Below are 24,789 nucleotides of genomic sequence, written 5' to 3'. Positions count from 1 at the left end.
CGGACCAGGGCCCCGCCTGGTCATGCGCAGCCTTGCGCTCCCGCTCATCAGCGCCATCGCGCTGGCGCTGCCGGGCGTGGCCTGGGCGGGGGAGAGCTTTACGCTCCAACAGCTGGAAGCCATGGCGGCAGAGGGCAATCTGGCGATCCGTGCGGCGGCCAGCGATGTGGCGGCAGCGCGCGGATCGCTGCAGGTCGCGCGCGCATTTCCCAACCCGGAAGTGGAATATATCGCCGGGTCGCTGCGTTATCGCAACGGCGTCGATGGTGTGTCAGGCCGCAGCGCCAGCATGAGCCTGACCCAGCCGCTCGATCTGCCGTTCCGCCGCAATCCGCGCATTGCCGCCGCGCAATCGGGGCTGGCCGCGCGGGAGGCGGGGCTGCGGTCGTTTCAGGTGGACTGGATCGCCGAACTGCGGCGCGGCTATTTCGATGTGCTGCGGCGCACGGCGGAAAAGGCCAACGCCGACGAAGACCTGGCGCTGATGCAGCAAATGCACAAGGGCATCGCGCTGCGCGTAAAAGTCGGCGATTCGCCCCGCATCGAACTGATCCGCGCCGAGGCGGACCTGTTGAACGTGCAGAAACAGGCACAGGCCGCCGCCTTGCGCGAAACCCAGGCGCGGCTGAACTTGCGCAAGCTCGTCAGCGCCGCCCTGCCCGAAAATTTTGCGCTGCAGGGTCAACTGGATGCGCCGCTGACGGTCGCCCCGCTTGGCACGCTGGTGGATCAGGCGCTGGCCGCCAATCCCGGGTTGGTGCGCGCCCGCGCCGAACAGGACCAGGCGCGTTACCGGCTGAATTACGAACAGGCCGGCCGGCTGCCCTCGCTGGCATTGCGCGCGGTGCGTGAGGCCGATCGCGAAATGCGCCAGACGCGTGTCGGGGTCAGCCTGTCGATCCCGCTGTGGGACCGGCGCCAGGGTTCCGTGCGGGAGGCAGAGGCCGAAGTCGCGCGGTCATCGCTAACGCTGGATGCCGAAAGTTTTGCCATCCGCCAGGATCTGGAAGTGGCCTATCGCCAGTACGAAGTCGCGCAGGCGCAAGTGACCGCGCTGGAAAAAGGCCTGGTCGCGCAGGCACGGTCCGCTGTCGAGACCACCGAAACTGCCTATCGCGCCGGCGAACGCGGCTTGATCGATGTGCTCGATGCACAGCGGGTGTTCCGCGCGGCGCGCGCCGATCTTATCGCCAGCCGTTTTGAACTGGCCACAGCCTGGCTGGAAATCCAGCGGCTGGTGGCCCCGTCCGATCAGGAAACCCAATGAACCGGTCCGCTTCCGCTCTTGCCCTCATGCTGATCCTGTCCGCCTGCGGCAAAGGTGAGGACAAAGTCGCTGGCAAACCCGCTGGCGATCCACTGCAGGTCACCGCACCAGCCGCACTGGTCGCGCGGCTGAAAATCGCGCCGGTCACGATGACGCCGGTGTCGGAAACGCTGCGCGTGGCTGGCCAGATCGATTTTGATGAAAACCGCGTGGCGCGGATCGGCGCCACCGTAACCGGCCGGGTTGCCGCGATGCAGGCCAATGTCGGGCAGGGCGTGTCGCGCGGCAGCGTGCTGGCGCAGATCACCAGCACCGAATTGTCCAGCCAGCAATTGGTCTATGTCCGCGCGCGATCGTCCAACGATCTCAACCGCCGCAATGTCGAACGCGCGCGCACACTGTTTGCCGCCGGGGTGATCTCGGCGGCCGAACTGCAACGGCGCGAAAGCGAATACCAGGTTTCCGGCGCGGAAATGCGCGCGGCGGCCGATCAATTGCGCTTGCTGGGGCTGTCGGGCGCGGCGCTGGGCCAACTGGGCGCGCGCGGCACGCTGCATTCGGTGTCGCAGGTGTCATCAACCATGGCCGGGGTGGTGGTCGAACGCCATCTGGCGGTGGGCCAGGTGGTGCAACCGTCGGATCAATTGTTCGTAGTGGCCGATCTGTCGAAAGTGTGGGCAGTGGCGCAAGTGCCTGAACAACAGGCGCGGTTTGTTCACACCGGGCAGATGGTTACGCTGGATATTCCTGCGCTGGGCGATGAAAAACGCAGCGGGCGGCTGGTTTATGTCGGGCAGGTGGTCGACCCCCGCACGCGCACCGTGCTGGTGCGCACAGAGCTGGACAACGCTGGCGGGCAGCTGAAACCGTCGATGCTGGCCACCATGCTGGTGCAATCCGATGCGACCGACCGCCTGACCATTCCGGCCAGCGCGGTGGTACGCGAAAACAACGCCGACCACGTTTTCGTGGCGCAGGGCAGCAATCGCTATACGCTGCGTGCCGTGTCGGTGGGTGAGGAAAGCAAGGGGCGCCGCCCGGTCCTGTCCGGGCTGGCGGCCGGCGACCAGGTCGTTGCCGAAGGGGCGTTCCACCTGAATATCGAACGCAACCGCCAGGCGATCGAAGGCCAATGATCACCGGGCTGATCCGCGCCGCGCTCAACCAGCGGCTGATCGTGGTGGTCATCGCGCTGGCGCTGCTGGGCTTTGGGTTTCGCGCGACGCAACACCTGTCGGTCGATGCCTTTCCCGATGTGACCAACGTACAGGTGCAGATCGCCACCGAAGCGGCCGGCCGCAGCCCCGAAGAGGTGGAGCGCATGGCCACCGCCCCGATCGAGGTGGCCATGACTGGCCTGCCCGGGCTGGAGGAAATGCGATCGCTCAACAAACCGGGTCTGTCGCTGATCACGCTGGTGTTCACCGAATCGACCAATGTCTATTTCGCCCGGCAACTGGTGATGGAGCGGCTGAGCGAGCTTGGCCCCAGGCTGAGCGATGGCATTGCGCCGGTGCTGGGCCCGGTGTCGACCGGGCTGGGCGAGGTCTATCAGTATACGCTCGAACGCACCGGCGATGACGGCCGGGCCTTGTCCACGGCAGAGCTGACGCAGCGCCGGCTGGTGCAGGACTGGACGGTCAGGCCGCTGTTGCGATCGATTTCCGGCGTGGCCGAAATCAATTCGCAGGGCGGCTTTGCGCGGCAGTACCAGATCGAGGTCAACCCCGACCGGCTGCGGCATTACAACGTTTCGGTGGCCGAGGTGTTTCAGGCGGTCGCCAGCAACAACGCCAACGCCGGCGGCGGGGTGCTGCCGCAATATGCCGAACAATATCTGATCCGCGGTGTCGGCTTGGTGCGTACCGAAGACGACCTGCGCGCGATCGTCATCCGCGAAAGCGCCAGCCAGCCGGTATATTTGCGCGATCTGGCAGAGGTGAAGATCGGCCCCGGCGTGCGCGAAGGCGCGGTGATCAAGAACGGCACGACCGAGGCGGTCGGCGGCGTGGTGATGATGATGGCCGGCGGCAATGCCAAGGACGTGGTCAGCCGGGTGAAAGACCGTGTGGCCGAAATCAATGCCAAGGGCATGCTGCCCGGCGGATTGAAGATCGTGCCCTATTACGACCGGTCCGAACTGGTCGATGCGGCGCTGCACACCGTGGTCAAGGTGCTGATGGAAGGCATCGTGCTGGTGGTGGTCGTATTGTTCCTGTTTCTGGGCGATGTGCGATCATCACTGATCGTCGTGGCGACGCTGGTGCTGACCCCGCTGCTGACCTTCATGGCGATGAACCAGCTGGGCATATCGGCCAACCTGATGTCGCTGGGTGGCCTGGCCATCGCCATCGGCCTGATGGTCGATGGATCGGTGGTGGTGGTGGAAAACGCCTATCTGCAGCTTGGCCACGCGCGCAGCAGCGGCGAAAGCAAGGCGCGCATCATCCTGCGATCGGTGGTGGAGGTGGCGACGCCGGTCATTTTCGGCGTGGGCATCATCATCCTGGTGTTCCTGCCGCTGATGACGCTGGAAGGTATGGAGGGCAAGATGTTCGCCCCGCTCGCCTATACCATCGCCATCGCGCTGGCGGTGTCGCTGCTGCTCAGCCTGACGCTGACGCCCGCGCTGTCGAGCTTTCTGCTGAAGGCGCCCGACCATGACGGCGATCATGACACCCGGATCATCGCCTGGCTGAAGGCGCGCTATCTGCGCATGCTGGGCTGGACGCTGGCCAATGAACGCAAGACGATTGCCAGCGCGCTGGCCGCATTTGCGCTGACGCTGTGCGTGTTTCCGTTGCTGGGCACGGCGTTCATCCCGGAAATGAAGGAAGGCTCGCTGGTGCCCGGCATCAACCGCGTGCCCAATATCGCGCTGGATGAATCGATCCGTATTGAAATGGAGGCGATGCGGCTGGTCATGCAGGTGCCCGGCGTCAAATCGGCGGTATCGGGCGTTGGCCGCGGCGAAAGCCCGGCCGACCCGCAGGGCCCCAACGAATCGACGCCGATCGTCAGCCTGAAACCGCGTGACCAATGGCCCGCCGGCTGGAACCAGGACAGCATCGCCGATGCCATGCGCGAAAAGCTGAAGGTGCTGCCCGGCATCCAGATTGTAATGGCCCAGCCAATTTCCGACCGCGTGGATGAAATGGTGACCGGCGTGCGGTCCGACATCGCGGTCAAGATTTTTGGCGATGACCTGGGCGAATTGAAAGCGCGGGCGGAGGATATCGCGCGGGTGGCGCGGTCGATGCAGGGCGCAGAAGATCTTCGCATCGAAAAGACCAGCGGCCAGCAATACCTGTCGATCGATATCGACCGCGCCGCGGTCGCCCGCTTTGGCCTCAACGTCGCGGACGTCAACGCCATGATCGAAACCGCCGTCGGTGGCAAAGCCGCCACCGAGATTTTTGAAGGCGAACGCCGGTTCCCCGCGGTGGTGCGACTGCCAGCGGAATACCGCAATTCGATTGCGACGATTTCCAACCTGCTGGTCGGTTCCCCTGGCGGGGCGCAGGCGCGGCTGGCGGATATTGCCAAAATCACGGTGGTGGACGGCCCTGCGCAGATCAGCCGTGAAATGGCCAAGCGCCGGATCGTCGTCGGCATGAATGTCAAAGGCCGCGATCTGGGCGGGTTTGTCGCCGAATTGCAGCAGAAAGTCGGTGCGCAGGTCAAACTGCCCGACGGCTATTATCTGGAATGGGGCGGGCAGTTCCAGAACATGGAACGCGCGCTGGGCCATCTGATGATCATCGTGCCGATCACCATCGCCGCGATCTTCTTTCTGCTGTTCGTGCTGTTCAAATCGCTGCGGCTGGCCACGCTGATCATCCTGGTGCTGCCATTTGCCTCCATCGGCGGGGTGATCGGGCTGTTCGTGAGCGGCGAATACCTGTCGGTGCCGGCCTCGGTCGGGTTCATCGCCCTGTGGGGGATCGCCGTGCTCAACGGCGTGGTGCTGGTGTCCTATATCCGCAATTTGCGCGATGAAGGCCGCAGCGTGGCCGACGCGGTGCAACAGGGCGCGGCATTGCGGTTCCGCCCGGTGATGATGACCGCCACCGTCGCGCTGCTGGGCCTGATCCCGTTTCTGTTTTCCACCGGGCCCGGCGCCGAGGTGCAGCGGCCGTTGGCGATCGTGGTGATCGGCGGGCTGATCACCTCGACCGTGCTGACCCTGCTGGTGCTACCCACCATCTACCGCTTTTTCGACAGTGAGCCGCTTGAAGCATGACACACCCATTCCACGACAACGCCATTGTCGAAATCAAGGCGGTCATCCGCCCCGCCAAGCTGGAACCGCTGCGGCTGGCGCTGCGCGATCTCGACGAATTTCCCGGCATGAGCGTGACCAAGGTCGAAGGGTGCAGCGCCAAATACAAGGACCATGCGCGCAGCCCCAACATCAAACAGGAATTGCTGGATTATTCGCCAAAGGTGCTGGTGACGATCGTCGCCCCGGCCGAAACCGCCGACGCGATTTGCGCCACGATCCTGGCGCAGGCGTGCACCGGTCGCATCGGCGACGGGCTGCTGTGGACCTCACCTGTTGCCCGGGCCTGGCGAATCGCCGCTGGTGACCCCGACCGGCCCTGACAAACCGGCCAGTGCGCCGGCGTGGCGCGGGTGGCGCGCAAGGACTGCGCGATAGGCCGCCGCCGCCTCATCGGCGCGGCCCACGGCATCGAACGCGCAACCCAATTCGAACTGCGCCGCGATCCGCCCCGGTTCGCGTGCGATCGCGCGTTGCAGCGCATCGATCGCCCCGGCATCATCACCGGTCGCACGCAAGGCAAACCCCAGATCGGCCCAGGCCCTGGCCAGTGCCGGATCGGCTGCGACCGCATTGCGATAGCTGAGCGCGGCTTCGGCCCATTGCCCCTGCTGGCGGTGCAGCGCGCCGAAATCGTGGTGCGCCTCGGCCAGCGTGGGGTCTATCCGCAGCGCGCGGCCGATCAGCACAAAGGCATTGGTCACGTCGCCGGTCTGCGCATGGACCTGCCCCAGCAGATGGCACGCCCGGGCGTGATCGGGCTCGCGCTGCAACACCTGGTGATAGACCCGCGCCGCCGCACCCAGATCGCCATCACGATGGTGCGCCAGGCCGGCGGCCAAAAGCTGTTCGGGCGTTGCAGACATTGCGGCCGGTTTACCCCGGCGTGGCGGCGCGATCCACCGGTTTGCGCAGCATCGGCACCGCGCAGGCGACGACCGGCGCGATGCACGCCACGGCCAGCACCACCCAGATCAGGTTGATCGACTGGCTCAGTCCCAGGTGGGTGATCAGCGGTTGCAGCAGCGCGCGCGTGTCATCATCGAGCGGCATATCGTGCATTGCCAGAAAATCATCGATCGGCAGGTGCAGCATGGCGGCGATATGGACATCACCATCGCGCAGACCTTTGGCAATTGCGGCAATCCGCTGCGGGGTCTGGCCATACAGCAGGCTGTCGATCAGCGCGATGCCCAGCGCGCCGCCCAGGTTGCGCGCCAGATTGAACAAGCCGCTGGCGTTGGCCACGGCGCTTTCGGCCAGGTGCCCCAGCGCCAGCCGCGTGGTGCCCAGAATGCACACCATCAGTGCCGCGCCGCGCAGCATCTGCGGCCAGAACAGCGCGGCAAACCCGCTGTCCGGGGTCAGCGCCGCATCGGTCCAGCAGCCCAGCCCGAACAGGGCAAACCCGAACAGGCAATAGGGCAGCGGCGCCACATAGCGTTCCGCCCAGACCGCCAGCGGCGCGGTCAGCAATTGCGCCGCCCCGGTCAGCACCACCGTTTCGCCAATCGCCAGCGCGTCCATCCCGCGCACCAGCCCCAGAAAGATCACCATCAGATAGGTCGAACCATACAGCGTCGCGCCCAGAACAGCATTGCACCCGGTGCCCAGCGCCACGCGCCAATCCGCCAGCGCGGCCGGATCGACCAGCGGCATGGAAATGCGCAGGCACCGCGCGACAAACGCCCCAAGCGCGATCAGCCCACCGATGCCGCACGCCAGCGTCACCGGCGCAGCCCATCCCGCCTGCGGTGCATGTTTGAGCGCGACTTCGATCCCGATCATGGCCAGTGCCAGCAGCACCAGCCCCGCGCGGTCCAGATGCCGCAACAGCGCCGGTTCCGCGGCTTCACGCGGCAGCAGCCACACCATCCCGGCGACGGCGACAATGCCAGGCACCAGATTGATGAAAAACAGCCAGGGCCACCCGAAATGCACCGTCAGCCAGCCACCCAGCCATGGGCCGAGCGTGGGCGCCAGCATCGCCATGACCCCGGCCAGCCCGGTCGCCACCGCTTCATCGCGCGGCCCGAACAACAGGAACACCGCGCTGAACACACACGGGATGATCACCCCGCCAAACAGGCCCTGCACGGTGCGCGCGACGATCAGCATGGCAAACCCGTCGCTGAACCCGCAGGCTGCCGATGCCAGCGTAAACCCCGCGACCGCCAGCACCATGCACCCGCGCAACGATAACGCGCGCGTCAACAGCCCCGACAGCGGGATCGAGATGACTTCTGCGGTCAGATAGCTGGTCTGGATCCAGCTCATCGCGTTTTCATCGATGTGCAGCCCGCGCTGCATTGTCGGCAGTGCGGTCAGCACGATCTGCACATCCAGCACCGACATGAACAGGGCGACGCACATCAGCGCAAAGCCGGCCCATACGGCCAGCGATGTGCGTGACGGTCCATCGGCAGGCAGCGGTTCGGTCATCATCGCGGGGGATGGTATCGCGGTCATCGCATCATGGTCAACGCAGGGGTGCCAGCGCCGCGTTTTCGGCGCGGATGCGAATGGTCAGCATCACCGCATTGGCGATCGAAAAACCCAATGCCATGCGGTTCAGCCCAAAGGCCAGCGGCAGGCTGGCGACTTCACCCACCACCACCGCGTAATTGGGATGGTGCAGCCAGCGATAGGGGCCCGTCCGTACCAGCACTTCGCCTGGCACGACCAGGATGCGCGCGGTCCAGCGCCGCCCCAGTGCCGCCATCACCCAAATGCGCAGCGGTTGCAGCGCGGCAAACACCGCCAGCCAAACGGGCACCACCGCGCGCCCCGGCGCCAGCCACCACAGCCCGCCCAGCCAGGCCAGGTGCATGGCGATGATCACCGGGTAATGCCCCGGTGCAACCTCATGCGCCCCCGCAGCCAGCAATCGCGCGGTATTCGCGCGGGCCATGCGCATTTCCACCAGCCGTGCCAGCGTGACATAGCCAAGCGCAATTTCGGCGATCATGGCAGCGGCGTGAGCAACGCGCTGCTGAGCGTGAAGCCCGGCCCCAGCGCCAGCATCGCGCTGGGTCGGTCGGTGGGCAGCAGGTTGTCGGCCAGCGCCCGGTGCAGCACAAACAGCACCGATGGCGCCGACATGTTGCCATTGGCGGCCAGCACCGTGCGTTCGGCATCCAGCGACCCTGCCGCCAGGTCCAGGCTGGTTTCCAGCGCTTCGACCACTTTGGCACCGCCCGGGTGGCAGACAAACCGGCCGATGTCGGCGCGCGCCACGCCCAACTGTGCGCACATGCCCGCCAGCGTGGTGCGCAAATGCCGCGCGATCAGCGCCGGGATCGATTGGGCAAAGATCACCCCAAAGCCGTGCGGCGCCACGTCCCAGCCCATCACGTCCAGCGTGTCGGGCCACAGATGTTCGGCCGCAGCGGTCACCGCGACGGTGGCTGGGCCTTCGGTCGACAGGACCGCCGCCGCGGCGCCATCGCCAAACAGCGCGGTCGCCACGACATTGGCCTTGGTCAGCATGTCTTCGCGGAACGACAGCGAACACAGCTCGACCGTGACCATCAGCACGCGTGCGCCCGGTTGCGCGGCGGCCAGCCGCGCGGCCAGTGCAAAACCGCTGACCCCGCCGGCACAGCCCAGGCCGAACACCGGCACGCGCACGACATCGGCGCGCAGGCCCAGCTCGGCATGCGCCAGCGCCTCAAGACTGGGGGTGGCGATCCCGGTGGACGACACCGTGACGACGATATCGATATCCGCCGGGGTCAGCCCTGATGCATCCAGCGCATCGCGCGCGGCAGCGATGAACAGCGTGCGCCCGACATCGCGGTAGGCCGCGGTGCGGGTCGCCCAGTTCTGCGGTTGCAGGTACCATTCCACCGGCATGGCGATATGACGGTTGCTGATCCCGGCATTGGCAAACACCGGGGCGAGCCGTTCAAACGCCGGAAACCGCCCGGCAAACTGTGCGCGCGCCCATTCGCGTGCATCTTCCTGGGGAATCGAATGGGGCGGGGTCGCGCGACCCAGCCCGAGCAACCGCGCTGGCGTCATAGCGCGGATGCATCCGGCTTGCGCCCCGACAGGGCCTCGTTGCGTGCCTTGACCATGAAATCGTGGCACGGCGGCGATGTTTCGGCCATGTGCACGATCAGACAGGCGCGCACCTTTGATCGGCTGAGCGAATGCATTTCATGCGAACACAGCCGCTTGGCATCGGGCATGCACGCCTTTTTGCCGGCGTCATCGGCAAGGGCGGGGGCGATCCCCGCCGCCATCAGTGCGGGCGCCAGCACGATCATGGCCAGCGGCCAGCGGTGCCGCCGTGGTGCGGTACAGGTGAAAATCGACATTGAACCTCCTGGATCGCGGGCACAGCAACGCCAGCGACGATAGCGCGTGGTGCGGCCCGAACCGGTGCATGGAGGAAACGCGATGAACCGGCGCTGTCGCAGGGGGAGGACGGGCAATGCCCCATCTCCTCCGGTCGCGACCGGCCGACACCCTGCGACATCCTTGCCAACAGACCGTTCGTAGCCACCCACGCCAGTAAAATTGCGCTTACCCGCGGTGTGTGCAAACAGCCAGCATCTTTTCGCAGCCGGCCGGATGTTTCGCCCATGCGGGCAAAGTGCCGCACTTAATCGCGGCCAATCGGCGTCGTTCTTGAAACATTGCACAGCAATGCGGCGTGCGGGAGGCTACCCATGGATATGCGAATTGGTGCGAATGGCCCCCTGCAGGCGCCGGTTACCGCGCGTGCGGCCGCGATCGCGCCGGCCCGGCCGGTGGCGGCAGTGGCCGCCGGTGCCGCGATCGCGCAAGGGACCACCGATCAGCAGGGCGCCGCCGCGATGCAGGCGCTGGCGACTGGCACCAGTTTCAGCATCATGGCTTAGCGCGTTCTGCAAACGATATCTGATCAGCGCGCGGGCCCGGGGTCGAACTTGTCCGCCTTGCGCCGGCCCAGCCGCATGCCGGTTTCCAGCCGGGCGCGCAGCTGGGTGTAATAGGCATCCAGAAACGCGCGTTCATCGCCCGCGCCGCTGGTCCAGCCAATCTTGCGGCAGATCGTTTCGGCCACTTCGGTCAGGGCCTGCGGCCGGTTGTCGCGCAGCACGCGTTCCAGCATCTGCAATTCGTATTCGCCGTAAACCGCCAGGTCCGCTTCGGAAAAGCGGTACTGCGCGCCGGTTATCGTGCTGATCCCCTGCGCCGCCGTGCCCAGCGACAGCACCGTATCCAGCCGGCTGCGCGGGGTTTCCACCACCCAGGTGCCCGCGATCACATCGCCACACCGAAGCCCATCGCGGTTGAAAAACGGGAACAGCGCAAAGATCCCGAACCACACCAGCGATGCCCAGCCGGCCAGCGTGGTATCGGCGCCGGCGTTCAACGCGCCGCCGACAAACACGATCGGCATGAACAGTTCGATATCGCGCAACAGGTTGCGTGCAATCACCGCCTCTGCCGACAACCGCGTCGCGCCGCCGTCGCTGCCCGGGCGCGCAGCGATCCGGATGCCGGTCAGCCGCTTGCCCGGTGTCGCCCCGCGCGGCCCCAGTTCAAACCACAGGAACCACGCGCTGCGCGCCAGGAACGCGGCGATGATCCACACCACGATCACCGCCTGCGCCAGATCGCCCGCCGCGGCGCTGCCGTGCGACAGCTGGTCCAGCCCCACCCCCTTGGCGATGTACCCCAGCACCACGGTGGTGCCGATAATGCCCATCACGATCAGGAACAGATCGATCAGCAGCGCCGCCGCGCGCACGCCGCGCGATGCCAGCGTCAGCGTCAGCGGCAGACCTTCGGCCGTCAGAATCACGCGCTGGCGCCGGTTCAGCGCGGAAGCCGGGCGCTGGTCGGCGGTGTCGCGGCGCTTGCGCCCAAACCAGCGCGCCATCAGCGGCGCCGCCCAAACGCAAAGAAATAGACCAGCCACCACACCAGCATCGCCCCGCCCAGCGCCAGCCTGGGCGCGGTGGCGTTGATCAGCTGGCGGGCAAACCCTTCCAGCAGCCCGGCCACGATCAGCATCAGCACCACCCCGGTCATCACCGTGGCGGTGCGCCGCCCCGCCTCCGCCGCGGCATCCAGCACCGCGCGCTGCCCGGGAAAGGCCATCGCGCGGCCGATATGCAGGCCCGATGCACCGGCCAGCATGATCGCAAACAGCTCTGTCGTGCCATGCACCATCAACCAGCCAACCAGTTCCAGCGTCAGCCCCTGCCCATGGTACAGCCACAACAGCGCCCCCAGCAGCGCGGTGTTGTGGATCAGCAGCAACAGTACCGGCACGCCAAAGGCAAAGCCCAGCGCGTAACACAGGATCGATACTTGCGCGTTGTTGCTGAACAGCGATGCCGCAAACACAGCCAGCCCGTCGCGCTGGCCATGGTCGAACAGCGTGGCATAGAGCGCAGCGCGGCTGGCCCCCGGTACGCGCGCATCGCCAGGCTGTGCCGGCATCAGCGCATAGAACCAGTCGGGATTGCCGCTGACCAGCAACCAGCCGATCACCGTCCCGCCGATCATCAGCGCCAGCGCGATCACGATGTCGGGGGCGATCGATCGCACCGCCGCGCTCCACCCGCCACCAAAAAAGCGCGCGCACCAGCCGCGAAAGCCCATTTCCGGCCCATGCACGACAAACCACGCGCGCTGCGCCAGCCCTTCCAGATAGGCCAGCGTGGCGGCATCCAGCGTGGTTTCGCGCGCCACCGACAGGCTGGACGCCAGCATGCGGTACAGCGCCGGCAGCGCGATCAGGTCGTCATCGCTGATGGATCGGATGCGCCCGGCCTCGATTCGCGTGACAATCGCCTGCAACCGCCGCCAGTCCGCCTCCCGCTCCAGCCGGAACCGGTCGGAACGCAGCGCGGCCTGTTCTGCGGCGGCAATGTCGGCCTGCCCGCTGCCGGCAAACCAGCTGACCAGCCGCGCCGCGCCGGGGATGCGGGCGGACAAGCTGGCTGATGCAGGGATGGGTGCAGCGTCGCTCATCCAATGCTGCCTTCGCGCTTGATCGCCAGATAGGTTTCCACCAGCCGCAGCCCGATCGATTGCCACGGCGCCTCGATCACGCGCACCCCGGCCTGGCGCAACCGGGTCAGCACCACCGCGCGCTGGCGGATCAGCCCTTGCGCGGTCACTGCACGCGCCACATCGCCCGGGCTGGCGATGGTGCCGCCCGCCACGGCATCCAGATCCTCGTCCCGCATCACCACGAACAGCACGCGGTGGCGCCGCACCAGCCCGGCGCACATTTCGATCATCATTTCCGCGCCCGTCGAATCGGTGAAATCGGAAAACACCACGATCAGCGACCGGCGTTGCAGCCGGGTGGACAGCGTCGCCATGGCCAGCGTGAAATTGGCGTCCTGGTCATGATAATCGAGCGTGGCGGCGGCGGCCTGCAACCGGCGGAACTGGCTGGGTGCGGTCACAAATGGGCTCATCACCAGCGGCTTTGCGGCAAAGCCGAACAACGCGACACGGTCTTCGGCCTTCAACGCGACCCACGCGGCGGTCAGCGCGGCGGTCACCGCGCGGTCGATGCGGGCGATCCCGGCGATCGGTTCGCACATCGCCTGGCCGCAATCAAACGCCAGCACGATCTGGTTGTTGCGTTCGATTTCGTATTCGCGCGCCACCAGATGCGCGTGACGCGCCGATGATTTCCAGTCGATCCGGCGCCGGTCCATTCCTGGCTGGTATTCGGCCAGCGCCTCGAATTCGCTGCCGTCGCCGCGGATGCGGCGGGCAATCCGGCTGAACCCGGCCTCTCGCAGGAAAATCTGCAGGGCGGTGCCGCGCACCGGGGCGATGTTGGGCCACACGCCGATCTGGTGCGCCACGCTGCGCACCACCTGCCGCTGCGCCAGACCCAGCGGCCCCTGCCAGCGCAGCCAGCCGCGCACGATCTGTGCCGGTCCGCGCCGGCTCGGCGCCGGGTGGCCGGTACCCTGCCAGTGCCCGGCCTCAATCGCCGGCGTCAACGCAACATCCAGCCGCCCGCCGGGCGCCAGTCGCGGATCGGTGGCCAGCGACGCCTGCGGCCGGGTCCAGCGCGGGCCCCGCGCCAATTGCGCCTCGATCCGGATCGGCAACGGTTCTCCCACTTCGCCGGCATCCGCGGCGATCACGCGGAATGCGACCACCCCGCCGGCCAACAGCCCGTCAACCAGCACCAGCAGCGCCAGCGCGCCCGCCGCTGCCGGGCCAACCGTCCACGCCGCCGGCGTGACGCTGGACACCACCAGTGCGGCCACGGCCATGACCACCAGCAGCCGGACTGCGCGTGCCGAGGGCGCCAGCGCCAGCGTCATGATCAGCGCGGTGCCTCGGTCCGCGCGACCAGGTCGGCGACGATGGTTTCCACCGCGCGGCCCTCGATCTCTGCGGCGGGTGACAGCAGCAGCCGGTGGCGCAGCACGGCGGTGGCCAGCGCCTTTACATCATCGGGCAGCACATAGTCGCGGCCATCCAGCGCGGCGCGCGCGCGCGCCGCGCCCGCCAGCAGCACAGCGGCGCGCGGGCTGGCGCCCGACACCAGATCGCCGCTGTCGCGCGTCGCGCGGATCAGCCGCACGACATAATCGACAATGCTGTCGGCCATCGTCACTGCACCCACTGCCGCGATCGCCTCTGCCAGCTGGGCCGCGCTGGTGACCGGCATGATACCCAGATCGGCCGGGCGGCGCTGCGTCTGCCCGGTGGCATAGCGCGCGACGATCCGCGCCTCTTCCGCCGCATCGGGATAATCGACCAGCACCTTGAACAGGAACCGGTCCAGCTGTGCCTCTGGCAGTGGATAGACGCCCTGGCTTTCGATCGGGTTTTGCGTGGCGATCACGGTAAAGCGGTCGGACAGCGCATGCGCCTCTCCATCCAGCGTGACCCGGCGTTCCTGCATCGCCTCCAGCAGCGCGGCCTGGGTTTTGGGCGGGGTGCGGTTGATTTCATCGGCCAGCAGCACCTCGCAAAAAATTGCGCCGCGCGTCAGGGTGAACTGGCTGGTCTGGAAATTGAACAGGTTCGACCCCAGGATATCGCCCGGCAGCAAATCTGGGGTGAACTGGATACGCCCGAATTGGAGCCCCAGCGTGGCGGCAAAGCACTGCGCCAGCATGGTCTTGGCAGTGCCCGGCGGCCCTTCCAGCAGGACATGCCCGCCCGAAAACAGCGCGATCAGCAGGTGGTCGACCACCGCGTCCTGGCCCACCACCGCCTTGGCCACTTCGCCGCGGATGGCGCCGGCCAGTGCGCGCAGATTGTCTGGTGTCATGATGCCTCGCTCAAGTGGGGGTGTGCCGGCTGGAATGCACCAGCAGTGTTTCGATGGTGTGCAGATCGGCGGCGCGCGCGGCGATCGCCGGGGGGGTACGTGCCGCTGTCAGCCGTGCCACAGCCGTGGCAAACGGGGTGGTGCCGGGCGCGGTCAGGTGCTGGATGCGTTCGATCGCGGCGTCGGTTTCGGCCGCATTGCGCCAGCGCGGCAGGCCCAGCGCGATTTGCAGGCGTTCGCGCGTGGCATCGGCATAAGGCCCGGTGATCAGATGATGGCGCCGTGCGCGCAACAGCAGCGCCGCGCCGCCGTCGACCAGCGCCAGTTTGCCCACGGTATCCGCCGGCGCGCCGTGGCGGGCCGGGCCGAACCGCGCAAAGGCGCGCCAGCCCACCGCTGCCATCGCCAGCAGCAGGCAGATCGTCGCGGCCAGGAACGGCGGTTCAAACGCCAGCGTCAGCAGGTTGCGCGGCGCGCCCAGCCCGGCCAGTGACAGATCGAACACGATCGGCAGCCGGGCGGCGCGCTCACCGCCGGCTGTGGCCACGATCAGCGCGCGGGCATTGAGCGCGGTGGCGCGGTCGGCCAGGCCACGGTTGTTCAACAGGTCGGGTTCGAACACCATCACCAGCGGCTGCATGGTTGCCGCCAGCGGCGCGGCGGCATCATCGGTCGGTTCGGCCCCGGCCAGGGCATCCAGCGCCGGATAGTTGCCACCATCGGCGAAATACCCGGCCAGAATGCGCCCGTCGCCGCTGCGCACCAGCGGCACCAGCGGGTGGCCGGCATCATCAAAACCATTGCCCGCCAGCACGACATGGTCATCGGGCAGCGGGCCATGCGTGCCATCCCCTGCGCGCCAGCCATGTGCCGCAGCATTCCTGCTATTGCCCAGGGTGACGCCCACCCGGTCCAGAAACCCTTTCCAGTCGGGCATGCCGGCGCCGACGATCGTGGTCCATCCGGTCGGCGCCCTGGGCGCGCCAAACACGCTGGTCCATGGGCTGGGACGTGCGCGCGGATCGGTACCGAGCAGTTCGGTGCGCCATTTCGGGGTGACCACGATGGTCGGCCCCAGCCCGCTGCGGCGCGCCTGCACCAGCGCGGCAATATCCTTGGCCTCTGCCCCCGGCAGCGGGGTCAATACCAGCAGATCGCCCCCACCGGCATGATGCGGGGCGCGGTTGAATCCGACACTGTGCCCATCCGCCTGCAGCATCGCGGCCAGCGCGGCATAGCCGGTGATGCCTTTGCCCAGCCCGTGCGCGCCGCCGTTGTTGGCGGGCCGGTCCCCCGTGCCCAGCCAGACCAGCAGCACCACGAATGCGACAAACCCGGCGGCGATCAGCACAAACGTGCCGCGCGCGCCAAACGCGTCGGGATTGCGGCGCCCGTTCACGCTGTTGCCCAGTTCATGCCAGTGCCCCCGCCACACCACGCGCCGGCACCGCAAACGCGGCATAGGCCGCGCGCGCGCGCTGCCAGTCGTCGTGGCGCAAGGGGTGGAGCGCATAGCGGCTGCGCTCCACCTCACCCGCGATCACGCCGAACGCGCTGCGCGCGGGCGCGGGCAGGGTGGGTCCTTGCGCGATTTCGCGCGCGGTGCTGGCCGGGGTCAGCAAATCGGGGCGGTTGGCGGCAATATCGTCGAACGACCGCCGCAACAGCAGGTGCACCGCTTCGTCAAACCGGCCCTCGGCGGCCAGCCTGTCCGCATCGGCCAGCAGGATCGCCGCCATCGCCGCATCGGGCGCCCATGCCGGGGCATCGTCGTTCGCACGGGGCGTTCGCTGCCGCCCCTGCCACATGGTCCAGCCGAACCATGCCAGCGCGACCACCAGCAATATTGCCCCGCCGATCTCGAACGCGCGCCAGTGCTGTGCCAGCCAGGTCCCCAGCGGTGCAATTCGCGCTGCCAGCCAGTCCAGCACCGCGCGCAACCATGCCGGCGGCTGGCTGCGCGGGACGACCACCGGCTGCAGCGGGGCAAACTGGATGTCGCCCATCGCGTGCACCCGTTCCCACGCATCCGCACCGGGGGCGTGGGCGGCAGGCAGTAATGCGGGATGAAGCGTGGGCGATGTCACCGTCTTATGCTGGCACGACGCCGCACGTCGGACAAGCGATTGCCCTTTTTATATGAGGTCGCGCGACGCGCGACACAAACCTCCCGCCCCGCCTCCCGTGACGAAGAGCACGAAAACGTCCGGGGGACGTTTTTGCCGAGGAGCCGACCACCACAGCATGACGGTATCATTGGTGGTCGGGCCCCGACGAAAACATCGTTTTCGTCGCACAAGGAACGCGAGGCGGGGCGGGAGGTTTGTCTGCACGGCAGTGCAGCGCAAAAACTACCCCCTTGGGCGTTCCAGAGGGTACGTGCCGAGAATGCGCAAGTTGTTGGCAAAGAACGCCAGCTCTTCCAACGCGAGATCGAGCGCGCGGTCACCCGGTTTGCCGACCACATCGCAAAAGAACGTGGTCGCGGCAAAGCTGGCACCCTTTTGATAGCTTTCCAGCTTGGTCATGTTGATGCCGTTGGTGGCGAACCCGCCCAGCGCCTTGTACAGCGCGGCGGGGATGTTGCGGACCTCGAAAATAAAGGTGGTGATCGCCGGACCGGTGATCACCGCCGGATCAAGCGGTTTGCGCGCCAGCCGCACGAAGCGCGTGGTGTTGTCATGCGCATCTTCGACATTTTCTTCTACGATATCAAGACCATAGAGTTCGGCGGCGATTTTCGGTGCCAGCGCGGCCACGGTCGGATCGCCCAGTTCGGCGACAAAGGCGGCGGCGCCGGCGGTATCGGCATAACTCATCGGCACGATCCCGCGCGCGCGCAAATAGTGGCGCGACTGGCCCAGCGCCTGCGGATGGCTATAGGCGCTGGTGAACGGCCCGTGGCCCAGCCCCATCAGGCAGGCATGAATATCGACAAAATGTTCCCCGACGATCGACAGCCCGGATTCGGGCAACAGGAAATGGATATCGGCAACGCGGCCATGTTGCGAATTTTCGATGGGGATGATCGCACAGCCGGCCTGGCCATCGCGCACGGCATCCAGCGCATCTTCAAAACTGAAACAGGGCAGGGGCAGGCCACCGGGCACCGCCTCGGTCGCGGCGCGGTGCGAATTGGCGCCGGGCGCGCCCTGAAACGCGACCGCGCGGGCCGGATCTGCCGCAGCAGCGGCAGTCATCGATGCGACAAGCGCAAGCGCGGGGGCGGGAAAACTGGCCATAGGCCATGCCGCTTAAAGTGCCATGACCGCGATCACAAGCCCGTGGGTGCAACGGCGCCAAAAGCCGTTGCAGATCAGCAATGGTCATTGCAGGGCAATCCGGCGCCGCAGCGCAAACGGACTTGCGCCACAGCAGGGTGATGACTAGAGCGACCGGCAAACAGCGATTGCTGACACAGGCTTGCGGTTGTTGCGTCGCAACATGACTCGCGCTTGCGTCGGGATTGTTGACAAGCGATTTCGACCAACGACTTTTGCAATCTGGGCATTTCGGGAAACAAGGCATGGACGACCGTTTCAATACCATCGCGGGTTGGGCTCTGTTCAGCGGCATCGTGGCGCTGGGCATGTCGAGCCTTTCCAGCCATTTTTTCCTGGCCGACAAACACGAACGGCCCGAAACCATGGGCTATGCGATCACCGGTGTTGAAGCGGCCGGTGGCGGCGCGGCCGCAGTGGTCGAACCGATTGCCAACCGGCTGGCCAAGGCCGATGCGGCCAAAGGCGAAGCGGTGTTTGCCAAGTGCAAGGCCTGCCATTCGATCGACCAGGGCGGGGCCAATGGCATTGGCCCCAATCTGTGGGCGGTTAACGGCGATGGTATCGGTCTGGGCCGTGGCGGCTATGCCTTTTCCGACGCGTTGAAGGGCAAAGGCGGGAAGTGGGACTTTGCCGCGCTTGATCAGTGGCTGACCTCGCCCGCCGCCTATGCCACCGGCACCAAGATGTCGTTTGCCGGGCTGGCCAGCCCCGAAGACCGCGCAAACGTGATTTTGTATCTCAATTCAAAGGGTTCGAACCTGCCTTTGCCGGCGCCAGTTGCGGCTGCAGCCGCTGGCGCTGCTGCGCCTGCCGGTGGTGCGGCGCTGACCCCGGCGGTCGCCATGGTCGGTGATGCGGCTGCGGGCGAAAAAGTGTTTGCCAAGTGCAAGGCCTGCCATTCGATCGACCAGGGCGGCGCCAATGGCATTGGCCCGAACCTGTATGCCATTGCCGGCGACGCCATTGGCGAAGGCCGCGGCGGATATGCCTTTTCCGATGGGCTGAAGGCGCACAAGGGCAACTGGGACGCCGCCACGCTTGACCAGTGGCTGGCCGGTCCGGCCAAGTTTGCGGCCGGCACCAAGATGACCTTTGCCGGGCTCGAAGATGCCAAGCAGCGCGCCGACGTGATCGCCTATCTCAATTCCAAGGGTGGTAAGCTGGCGCTGGGCGCTGCTCCGGCCCCGGCGGGTGCGGCCAAGTAAGCCTGCCGACCGTCACAAGGACGACACAACGAAAAAGGGGGCGCCTGGGCGCCCCCTTTTTTGTGAGTCCCGTTCCGCTTTGCATCAGGCGCTTTTTGCAGTGCCGATTCGGACCGCCACCACATTCCGTCACCACCACAGACAGCTGCCTGCGGGCATCGGCCAGCATTGATTGCCGGTGCAGCGTGCGGGAGTTTATTCGCCGTCAGCGTTCAGGCGGAAACGCATTTCCTTGCCCGGCTTGAAATAGGGCACGCGCTTGCCGGGTACATCCACGGTTTCGCCGGTGCGCGGGTTGCGGCCCTTGCGCGGATCGCGCGAACGTGTTGAAAACGCGCCAAAACCACGCAGTTCCACACGGCCGCCCTCGGCCAGACGCCGCCCAATTTCATCGAAGAACACTTCGACCACGCGTTCGATTTCTTCGCCGCGCATGTCCGGGCTTTCCTTCGCCAGCGCCTGCAGCAATTCGGATCTGATCATCCGCCAATCCCCTCCACCGGATGTCTGTGACATCCCCCAAAACCACCCGGCGCCCGATTAACCCTGCCAGGTTGGTCGGATCCCGATTCACGGCGCCCCATTTCGCCATGAACCAGCATACTTGCCAGACCGGCAGGTTGGAAACAATCTTATCCTAAGATATCAAAGGCGTCTTTTTTCGCCGGATTGCCGCTTGTCTGGTCCGTAATGCAACAGATCTGCGCGCATCCGCCGTAGCGGTGCGGCGGACGGCCATCCCGGTGGCAGCGCCGCGCACCAATCGGCACTTGCCTTGCCCGGCTTACCCGGTCAGGAATCGACGTTAACCGATCACACCGCACCAGTTTTTGTGATCGGGCAGGAGAGCGCCGTTTTGACCACGTCCAATGCCGGTTCGCAGGTACCAGGTCCGTTCGCGTCAGACACCGACTGGTTCGGCCATCCGCGACAACTGGCGCGGCTGTTCACCACCGAAATGTGGGAACGCTTCGGCTTTTACGGCATGCGCGCGCTGCTGACGCTGTATCTGACCAAACATTTCCTGTTCAGCGATCGCACCGCCAACGGTCTTTATGGCGGGACGGCGGCGATGGTCTATCTGACCCCGCTGATCGGCGGGCTGATCGCGGATCGCTATCTCGGATCGAAACGATCGGTCAAATTTGGCGCGCTGGTGATGGCGGCGGGCTATTTCACGATGTGCTTTGGCGGTGAACCGGCAAAACCGTGGGTGGCCATCGATGGTGTGCGCCACGACGTGGTGCAGGAAAACGTCGCCGATCATCCCAGCCCCGGCGCGCACGAAAAACGCTATGTGATGATCGACCGGCAACCGCTGGTCATCCATGGTGAGGCCGACGGGACGGTGTCGCTGATCGCCGCTGATGGCCAGGTCGCGCGCCATGTCGCGGGCGACCATTTTCAATCGGGCGGTGACCGGTCAGCGGTGACCACCGCGCTAATCCTGCTGGGGCTGTCGCTGATCGTCATCGGCAACGGATTTTTCAAACCCAATATCGCGACCATGGTCGGGGAACTGTACCGGCCGGGCGACACGCGCAAGGATGGCGGGTTCACGATCTTTTACATGGGTATCAATCTGGGCGCGCTGCTGTCGCAGACGCTGTGCCCGCTGCTGGCCGATGTGATCGGATGGTGGGCCGGGTTTTTGCTGGCGGCGGTGGGCATGCTGGTGTCGTGGGCGCTGATCCAGTTCGATGGCGGCCGGCTGCACGCATTTGGCAATCCGCCAGCCGACCTGGCGAAGGACCGGGGCACGCTGATTTTTCTGGGCGCGGTGGTCGCGGTGCCGCTGGTCATGCTGTTGTTCGTCAATCTGATGAATGCCACGCCGGCCGCAGCGGGCGGCGGGATTGCCGGTTATATCCTGGCGCTGCCGCTGATGGGCAAATTGCTGTTCGGCACTTTCATCATCAGCGTGCCGGCAATTCTGGCCTATGCGTTCGTCACCGGCAACCGCGCCGAATTTCACATGATGTGTGCGGCGATGGTGATGATTACGTTCAACACGGTGTTCTGGACGCTGTTTGAACAGGCGGGCAGTTCGCTGACGCTGTTTGCCGATCGCAACACCGATCTGCACCTGATCGGCTCGTTCCAGATCTCGGCGGCGCAGACGCAAGTGTTCAACGCGCTGTTCATCGTGCTGCTGGCGCCGTTCCTGTCGATGCTGTGGGTCGCGCTGGGCCGGCGCGGGTGGGAACCGTCGACCCCGGTCAAATTCGGCCTGGCGCTGGCGGGTGTGGGCGCGGGGTTCCTGTTTCTGGTATGGGGCACGGGCTTTGCCAGCGGTGCTTTCAAGGTTTCGGTGTGGTGGCTGGCCGGGCTGTACCTGATCCACACCGTGGCCGAGCTGTGCATTTCGCCCGTCGGCCTCAGCATGATCACCAAACTGTCGCTGGCGCGGATTGTCGGGCTGATGATGGGGGTATGGTACCTGTCGATCGCGGTCGCGCAATATGTGGGCGGGATCGTCGCCCAGGTCGCCAGTGTCGATACCGTGGGGGGGGAGGTCACCAACCCGCGGCTAAGCCTGGAAACCTATGTCCATGTCTTTACGACGATCGGCTGGACTTCGGTGGTAATTGGCGGGTTGCTGCTGCTGCTGGCGGTTCCGCTGCGCCGGCTGATGCACGGGGTGAATTAGCAACCGACGGGCGCGCGCGCCCGCCCGGCGGCTATCCGCTCAGGCGCGCGCTTCCTGCACACCTGCGCTGTTGTGACGCAGCGCCTTCAGCACGGTTTCGACGATGTGCGGCGCGTTCAGGCCGGCGGTATCGTATTGTTTTTCGGGGCCATCGTGTTCCTGAAACACATCGGGCAGTCGCATCGTGCGGATTTTCAGGCCGGCATCGGTCAGCCCTTCGTCGCTGGCCATGGTCAGCACATGCGCGCCCAGCCCGCCGATCGCGCCTTCCTCGATGGTCACCACCACGTCGTGAGTGACCATCAGCCGGCGGATCAGATCCTGATCGAGCGGTTTGACAAAGCGCAGGTCGGCCACCGTGGTCGGCAGCCCGCGCGCATCCAGCTGGTCGGCGGCCTTGATCGCCTCTGCCAGGCGGGTGCCAAGCGACAGGATGGCAATCTTGCCGCCTTCGCGCACAATGCGCCCTTTGCCGATTTCCAGCCGTTCGGGCACCGCCGGCAGCGGCACGCCGGTGCCATTGCCGCGCGGGTAACGAAACGCGATCGGCCCGCTGTCGTGCATCGCCGCAGTATGCGTCATGTGCACCAGTTCCGCCTCATCAGCGGCGGCCATGACCACCATGTTGGGCAGGCTGGCCAGATAGGTCACATCGAATGACCCGGCGTGAGTCGCACCATCGGCACCGACCAGCCCGGCGCGATCGATGGCAAACCGGACCGGCAGGTTTTGGATCGCGACATCGTGCACCACCTGGTCATAGGCGCGCTGCAGAAAGGTGGAATAGATTGCGCAGAACGGCCGCATACCCTGCGCCGCCAGCCCGGCGGCAAAGGTCACCCCGTGCTGTTCGGCAATGCCGACATCGAACATGCGATCGGGATACGCGCGGGTAAAGCGGTCCAGCCCGGTGCCCGATGGCATTGCCGCGGTGATCGCACAGATCCTGGGATCGCGGTTCGCCTCCGCAATCAGGGCATCGGCAAACACCGTGGTATAGCTGGGCGCGCCAGGGCTGCTTTTGACCTGTTCGCCGGTGACGACGTTGAATTTCTGCACGCCGTGGTATTTGTCGGCGGCGGCCTCGGCCGGGGCATAGCCCTTGCCCTTTTGCGTGACGACATGGATCAGGCACGGGCCTTCGGCAGCGTCGCGCACGTTTTCCAGCACCGGGATCAGCTGATCCAGGTTGTGACCATCGATCGGCCCGACGTAATAAAACCCCAGCTCTTCAAACAGGGTGCCGCCCATCGCCATGCCGCGCGCAAATTCATCGGTCTTTTTGGCGGCCTGCGCCAGCGGGCGGGGCAACCGCCGCGACAGCCGCCGCGCCAGATCGCGCAGTTCCAGAAACGGGCGCGACGATACCAGCCGCGCCAGATAGGCTGACAGACCGCCCACCGGCGGCGCAATTGACATGTCGTTGTCGTTCAGAATGACGATCAGGCGGTTGCCCGCCGCGCCGGCGTTGTTCATCGCCTCATAGGCCATGCCCGCGCTCATCGCGCCATCGCCGATCACCGCGATCGATTTGCCCGGCCGGTCGGTCAGTTTGTTGGCGATGGCAAACCCCAGCGCGGCCGAAATCGAGGTGGATGAATGCGCCGCCCCGAATGGGTCATAGCGGCTTTCGCTGCGGCGGGTAAAACCCGACAGCCCGCCACCCTGGCGCAAAGTGCGCATGCGCGCACGCCGCCCGGTCAGGATCTTGTGCGGATAGGCCTGGTGGCCAACATCCCAGATCAGCTGATCATCGGGGGTGTTGAAAACGTAATGCGCGGCCACGGTCAATTCGACCACGCCCAGCCCTGACCCGAGATGGCCACCGGTCGCGCCGACCGAGGCGATCATTTCTTCACGCAATTCATCGGCCAGCTGGCGCAATTGCGTGGGGGCGAGCTTGCGCAGGTCAGACGGTGTATCGACCGTATCAAGGAGCGGCGTGGCCGGGTTTGCGGGCATCAACTTTCCTTACACAGTCTTTTTTCATCTGTCGAACAGGACGTCAGGGTAATCGACCTTGCCGCTGCGGGTGGCTGCGGTCAAGCAGATCGCATGCGGCACGCGCTATGCCGTTGCGCAGCGATGGCACAATCCGCGTATTTCAACCACCGGGCGGACATCGGCAAAGCCGGCGTGCTGTGCCGCATCGCGCAGCGCGCCAGTCATGCGGTCATCATCCAGATGGATGGCGGTGCCGCACGAATCGCAGATCAGGAAAATGCAATCGTGGCGGCAGCCGGGGTGCGGATTGGCAACATAGGCGTTGGCGCTTTCCACCCGCCGCGCCAGATTGGTGCGCACAAACAGGTCCAGGATGCGATAGACGGTGTTGGCGGCCACCCGCTTGCCACGTTGGAGCCCGACGCCTTCGGCAATGTCATAGGCGGACGCCGGGGTGGCGCGGGCGACCAGCGCGGTAAACACATCGCCGCGCATATCGGTCCACTGTTCGCCCGCATCGACCAGCGCATCACGCGCAGCGTCAATCAGATGTTCGCCGTCAAGATCGTGATGCTGATGCCTGGCCATGGGGGGATGATAGGCCCGCGCAACCCGGTTGCAAACCCCCGCAACGGCGGGGCGGCTTGCGGGGTGTCAGCGCGTCTATCGCGCTGCCGGACCAGCCGCGACATGCCCGGGCACCACTGCCGCCACCGATTGGGCGACGATGCCGGTGGTGCTGATGGCCATGGCGGCACATCCCAGCAGAAAACCGACCGCCAGTGCGCGGTAAAACTGTTTGTCAAAGGGGGCCATTGCGGGTCGTTTCAACTTTCTGCCGGTTTTTGCCGGGTGCGCGTTTGTGGACAGGCGACGCGCGATATTACGCCGTGCACAA

The 24,789-nt window shown here is 66.0% G+C and carries 23 protein-coding genes; 7 read left to right on the top strand and 16 right to left on the bottom strand.

The genetic code is table 11. The features are described 5' to 3' along the window. Nucleotides 1-22: 22 nt before the first annotated feature. From ABWP89_RS07380 to ABWP89_RS07365, 4 genes are read left to right on the top strand one after another with little or no spacing between them, the layout of a single operon-like run. Nucleotides 23-1,267, top strand: coding sequence for a TolC family protein (locus ABWP89_RS07380; RefSeq protein WP_353228283.1), 1,245 nt, complete (start codon nt 23-25; stop codon nt 1,265-1,267). Continuing rightward, nucleotides 1,264-2,403 (top strand): efflux RND transporter periplasmic adaptor subunit, encoded by a 1,140-nt coding sequence (locus ABWP89_RS07375; RefSeq protein ID WP_353228282.1) that lies wholly within the window; start codon nt 1,264-1,266, stop codon nt 2,401-2,403. The genes ABWP89_RS07380 and ABWP89_RS07375 overlap by 4 nt, the downstream gene beginning before the upstream one ends. Beyond that, the gene (locus ABWP89_RS07370) at nt 2,400-5,510 is read left to right on the top strand and encodes an efflux RND transporter permease subunit (RefSeq protein WP_353228281.1); all 3,111 of its coding nucleotides are present in this window, start codon (nt 2,400-2,402) and stop codon (nt 5,508-5,510) included. The genes ABWP89_RS07375 and ABWP89_RS07370 overlap by 4 nt, the downstream gene beginning before the upstream one ends. Then, nucleotides 5,507-5,872 carry a P-II family nitrogen regulator gene (locus tag ABWP89_RS07365; protein ID WP_353228280.1) on the top strand — a complete coding sequence of 122 codons (366 nt, stop codon included), beginning with the start codon at nt 5,507-5,509 and terminating at the stop codon, nt 5,870-5,872. The genes ABWP89_RS07370 and ABWP89_RS07365 overlap by 4 nt, the downstream gene beginning before the upstream one ends. Here ABWP89_RS07365 and ABWP89_RS07360 read toward each other — a convergent pair. The 5 genes from ABWP89_RS07360 to ABWP89_RS07340 are packed head-to-tail and all read right to left on the bottom strand — an operon-like array spanning nt 5,819 to nt 9,871. Next, nucleotides 5,819-6,415, bottom strand: coding sequence for a tetratricopeptide repeat protein (locus ABWP89_RS07360; RefSeq protein WP_353228279.1), 597 nt, complete (start codon nt 6,413-6,415; stop codon nt 5,819-5,821). The two genes, ABWP89_RS07365 and ABWP89_RS07360, sit on opposite strands and share 54 nt — an antisense overlap. A gap of 10 nt (nt 6,416-6,425) precedes the next feature. Then, nucleotides 6,426-8,018 carry a DHA2 family efflux MFS transporter permease subunit gene (locus ABWP89_RS07355; RefSeq protein WP_353228278.1) on the bottom strand — a complete coding sequence of 531 codons (1,593 nt, stop codon included), beginning with the start codon at nt 8,016-8,018 and terminating at the stop codon, nt 6,426-6,428. 10 nt (nt 8,019-8,028) lie between these two features. Further along, nucleotides 8,029-8,517 carry an isoprenylcysteine carboxyl methyltransferase family protein gene (locus tag ABWP89_RS07350; protein ID WP_353228276.1) on the bottom strand — a complete coding sequence of 163 codons (489 nt, stop codon included), beginning with the start codon at nt 8,515-8,517 and terminating at the stop codon, nt 8,029-8,031. Continuing rightward, entirely contained in the window at nt 8,514-9,572 is a 1,059-nt protein-coding gene (locus ABWP89_RS07345; protein ID WP_353228274.1) for a type III polyketide synthase, read from the bottom strand. Before ABWP89_RS07345 ends, ABWP89_RS07350 begins: the two co-directional genes overlap by 4 nt. Beyond that, entirely contained in the window at nt 9,569-9,871 is a 303-nt protein-coding gene (locus ABWP89_RS07340; RefSeq protein WP_353228272.1) for a hypothetical protein, read from the bottom strand. The genes ABWP89_RS07345 and ABWP89_RS07340 overlap by 4 nt, the downstream gene beginning before the upstream one ends. 354 nt (nt 9,872-10,225) lie before the next feature. On the opposite strand from ABWP89_RS07340, the gene ABWP89_RS07335 reads away from it, so the two are divergent. Then, nucleotides 10,226-10,417, top strand: a complete 192-nt coding sequence (locus ABWP89_RS07335; protein ID WP_353228271.1) for a hypothetical protein — start codon at nt 10,226-10,228, stop codon at nt 10,415-10,417. Nucleotides 10,418-10,440: 23 nt separating this feature from the next. Here the strand turns inward: ABWP89_RS07335 and ABWP89_RS07330 are convergent, their stop codons facing one another. The 7 genes from ABWP89_RS07330 to ABWP89_RS07300 form a co-directional block, all read right to left on the bottom strand. Continuing rightward, nucleotides 10,441-11,424, bottom strand: coding sequence for an RDD family protein (locus ABWP89_RS07330; RefSeq protein WP_353228270.1), 984 nt, complete (start codon nt 11,422-11,424; stop codon nt 10,441-10,443). After that, nucleotides 11,424-12,524 (bottom strand): stage II sporulation protein M, encoded by a 1,101-nt coding sequence (locus ABWP89_RS07325; RefSeq protein ID WP_353228269.1) that lies wholly within the window; start codon nt 12,522-12,524, stop codon nt 11,424-11,426. The genes ABWP89_RS07330 and ABWP89_RS07325 overlap by 1 nt, the downstream gene beginning before the upstream one ends. Then, the gene (locus tag ABWP89_RS07320; RefSeq protein WP_353228268.1) at nt 12,521-13,849 is read right to left on the bottom strand and encodes a DUF58 domain-containing protein; all 1,329 of its coding nucleotides are present in this window, start codon (nt 13,847-13,849) and stop codon (nt 12,521-12,523) included. The genes ABWP89_RS07325 and ABWP89_RS07320 overlap by 4 nt, the downstream gene beginning before the upstream one ends. Nucleotides 13,850-13,851: 2 nt before the next feature. Next, complete coding sequence (locus ABWP89_RS07315; RefSeq protein WP_353228266.1) at nt 13,852-14,808, bottom strand: AAA family ATPase; 957 nt, start codon at nt 14,806-14,808, stop codon at nt 13,852-13,854. Between the two features lie 10 nt (nt 14,809-14,818). Next, a complete protein-coding gene (locus tag ABWP89_RS07310) occupies nt 14,819-16,207 on the bottom strand; it encodes a hypothetical protein (RefSeq protein ID WP_353228265.1) in 1,389 nt (462 codons plus the stop codon). Nucleotides 16,208-16,220: 13 nt separating this feature from the next. Next, complete coding sequence (locus tag ABWP89_RS07305; protein ID WP_353228264.1) at nt 16,221-16,814, bottom strand: hypothetical protein; 594 nt, start codon at nt 16,812-16,814, stop codon at nt 16,221-16,223. A gap of 345 nt (nt 16,815-17,159) precedes the next feature. Next, complete coding sequence (locus tag ABWP89_RS07300) at nt 17,160-18,050, bottom strand: prephenate dehydratase (protein ID WP_353228262.1); 891 nt, start codon at nt 18,048-18,050, stop codon at nt 17,160-17,162. A 284-nt stretch (nt 18,051-18,334) separates the two neighbouring features. Here ABWP89_RS07300 and ABWP89_RS07295 point away from each other — a divergent pair, with 284 nt between their 5' ends. Next, complete coding sequence (locus ABWP89_RS07295) at nt 18,335-19,297, top strand: c-type cytochrome (RefSeq protein WP_353228261.1); 963 nt, start codon at nt 18,335-18,337, stop codon at nt 19,295-19,297. Between the two features lie 195 nt (nt 19,298-19,492). Here ABWP89_RS07295 and ABWP89_RS07290 read toward each other — a convergent pair whose 3' ends face one another. Next, nucleotides 19,493-19,780 (bottom strand): integration host factor subunit beta, encoded by a 288-nt coding sequence (locus ABWP89_RS07290; protein ID WP_353228259.1) that lies wholly within the window; start codon nt 19,778-19,780, stop codon nt 19,493-19,495. Between the two features lie 373 nt (nt 19,781-20,153). Here ABWP89_RS07290 and ABWP89_RS07285 point away from each other — a divergent pair, with 373 nt between their 5' ends. Next, nucleotides 20,154-21,947 carry a peptide MFS transporter gene (locus ABWP89_RS07285; RefSeq protein ID WP_353228257.1) on the top strand — a complete coding sequence of 598 codons (1,794 nt, stop codon included), beginning with the start codon at nt 20,154-20,156 and terminating at the stop codon, nt 21,945-21,947. A 39-nt stretch (nt 21,948-21,986) separates the two neighbouring features. On the opposite strand, the gene dxs is transcribed toward ABWP89_RS07285, so the two are convergent. The 3 genes from dxs to ABWP89_RS07270 form a co-directional block, all read right to left on the bottom strand. After that, the gene (gene dxs, locus ABWP89_RS07280) at nt 21,987-23,909 is read right to left on the bottom strand and encodes a 1-deoxy-D-xylulose-5-phosphate synthase (protein WP_353228255.1); all 1,923 of its coding nucleotides are present in this window, start codon (nt 23,907-23,909) and stop codon (nt 21,987-21,989) included. 105 nt (nt 23,910-24,014) lie between these two features. Then, nucleotides 24,015-24,479, bottom strand: coding sequence for a Fur family transcriptional regulator (locus tag ABWP89_RS07275; protein WP_353228254.1), 465 nt, complete (start codon nt 24,477-24,479; stop codon nt 24,015-24,017). 75 nt (nt 24,480-24,554) lie between these two features. Continuing rightward, the gene (locus ABWP89_RS07270) at nt 24,555-24,707 is read right to left on the bottom strand and encodes a hypothetical protein (RefSeq protein WP_353228253.1); all 153 of its coding nucleotides are present in this window, start codon (nt 24,705-24,707) and stop codon (nt 24,555-24,557) included. Between the last annotated feature and the right edge of the window lie 82 nt (nt 24,708-24,789).

The sequence above is a fragment of the Novosphingobium sp. genome (genome assembly GCF_040398825.1).
Lineage (GTDB): Bacteria > Pseudomonadota > Alphaproteobacteria > Sphingomonadales > Sphingomonadaceae > Novosphingobium.
Note: the sequence above shows the minus strand (reverse complement) of the source record. Positions and strands in the feature narration are given on the sequence as shown.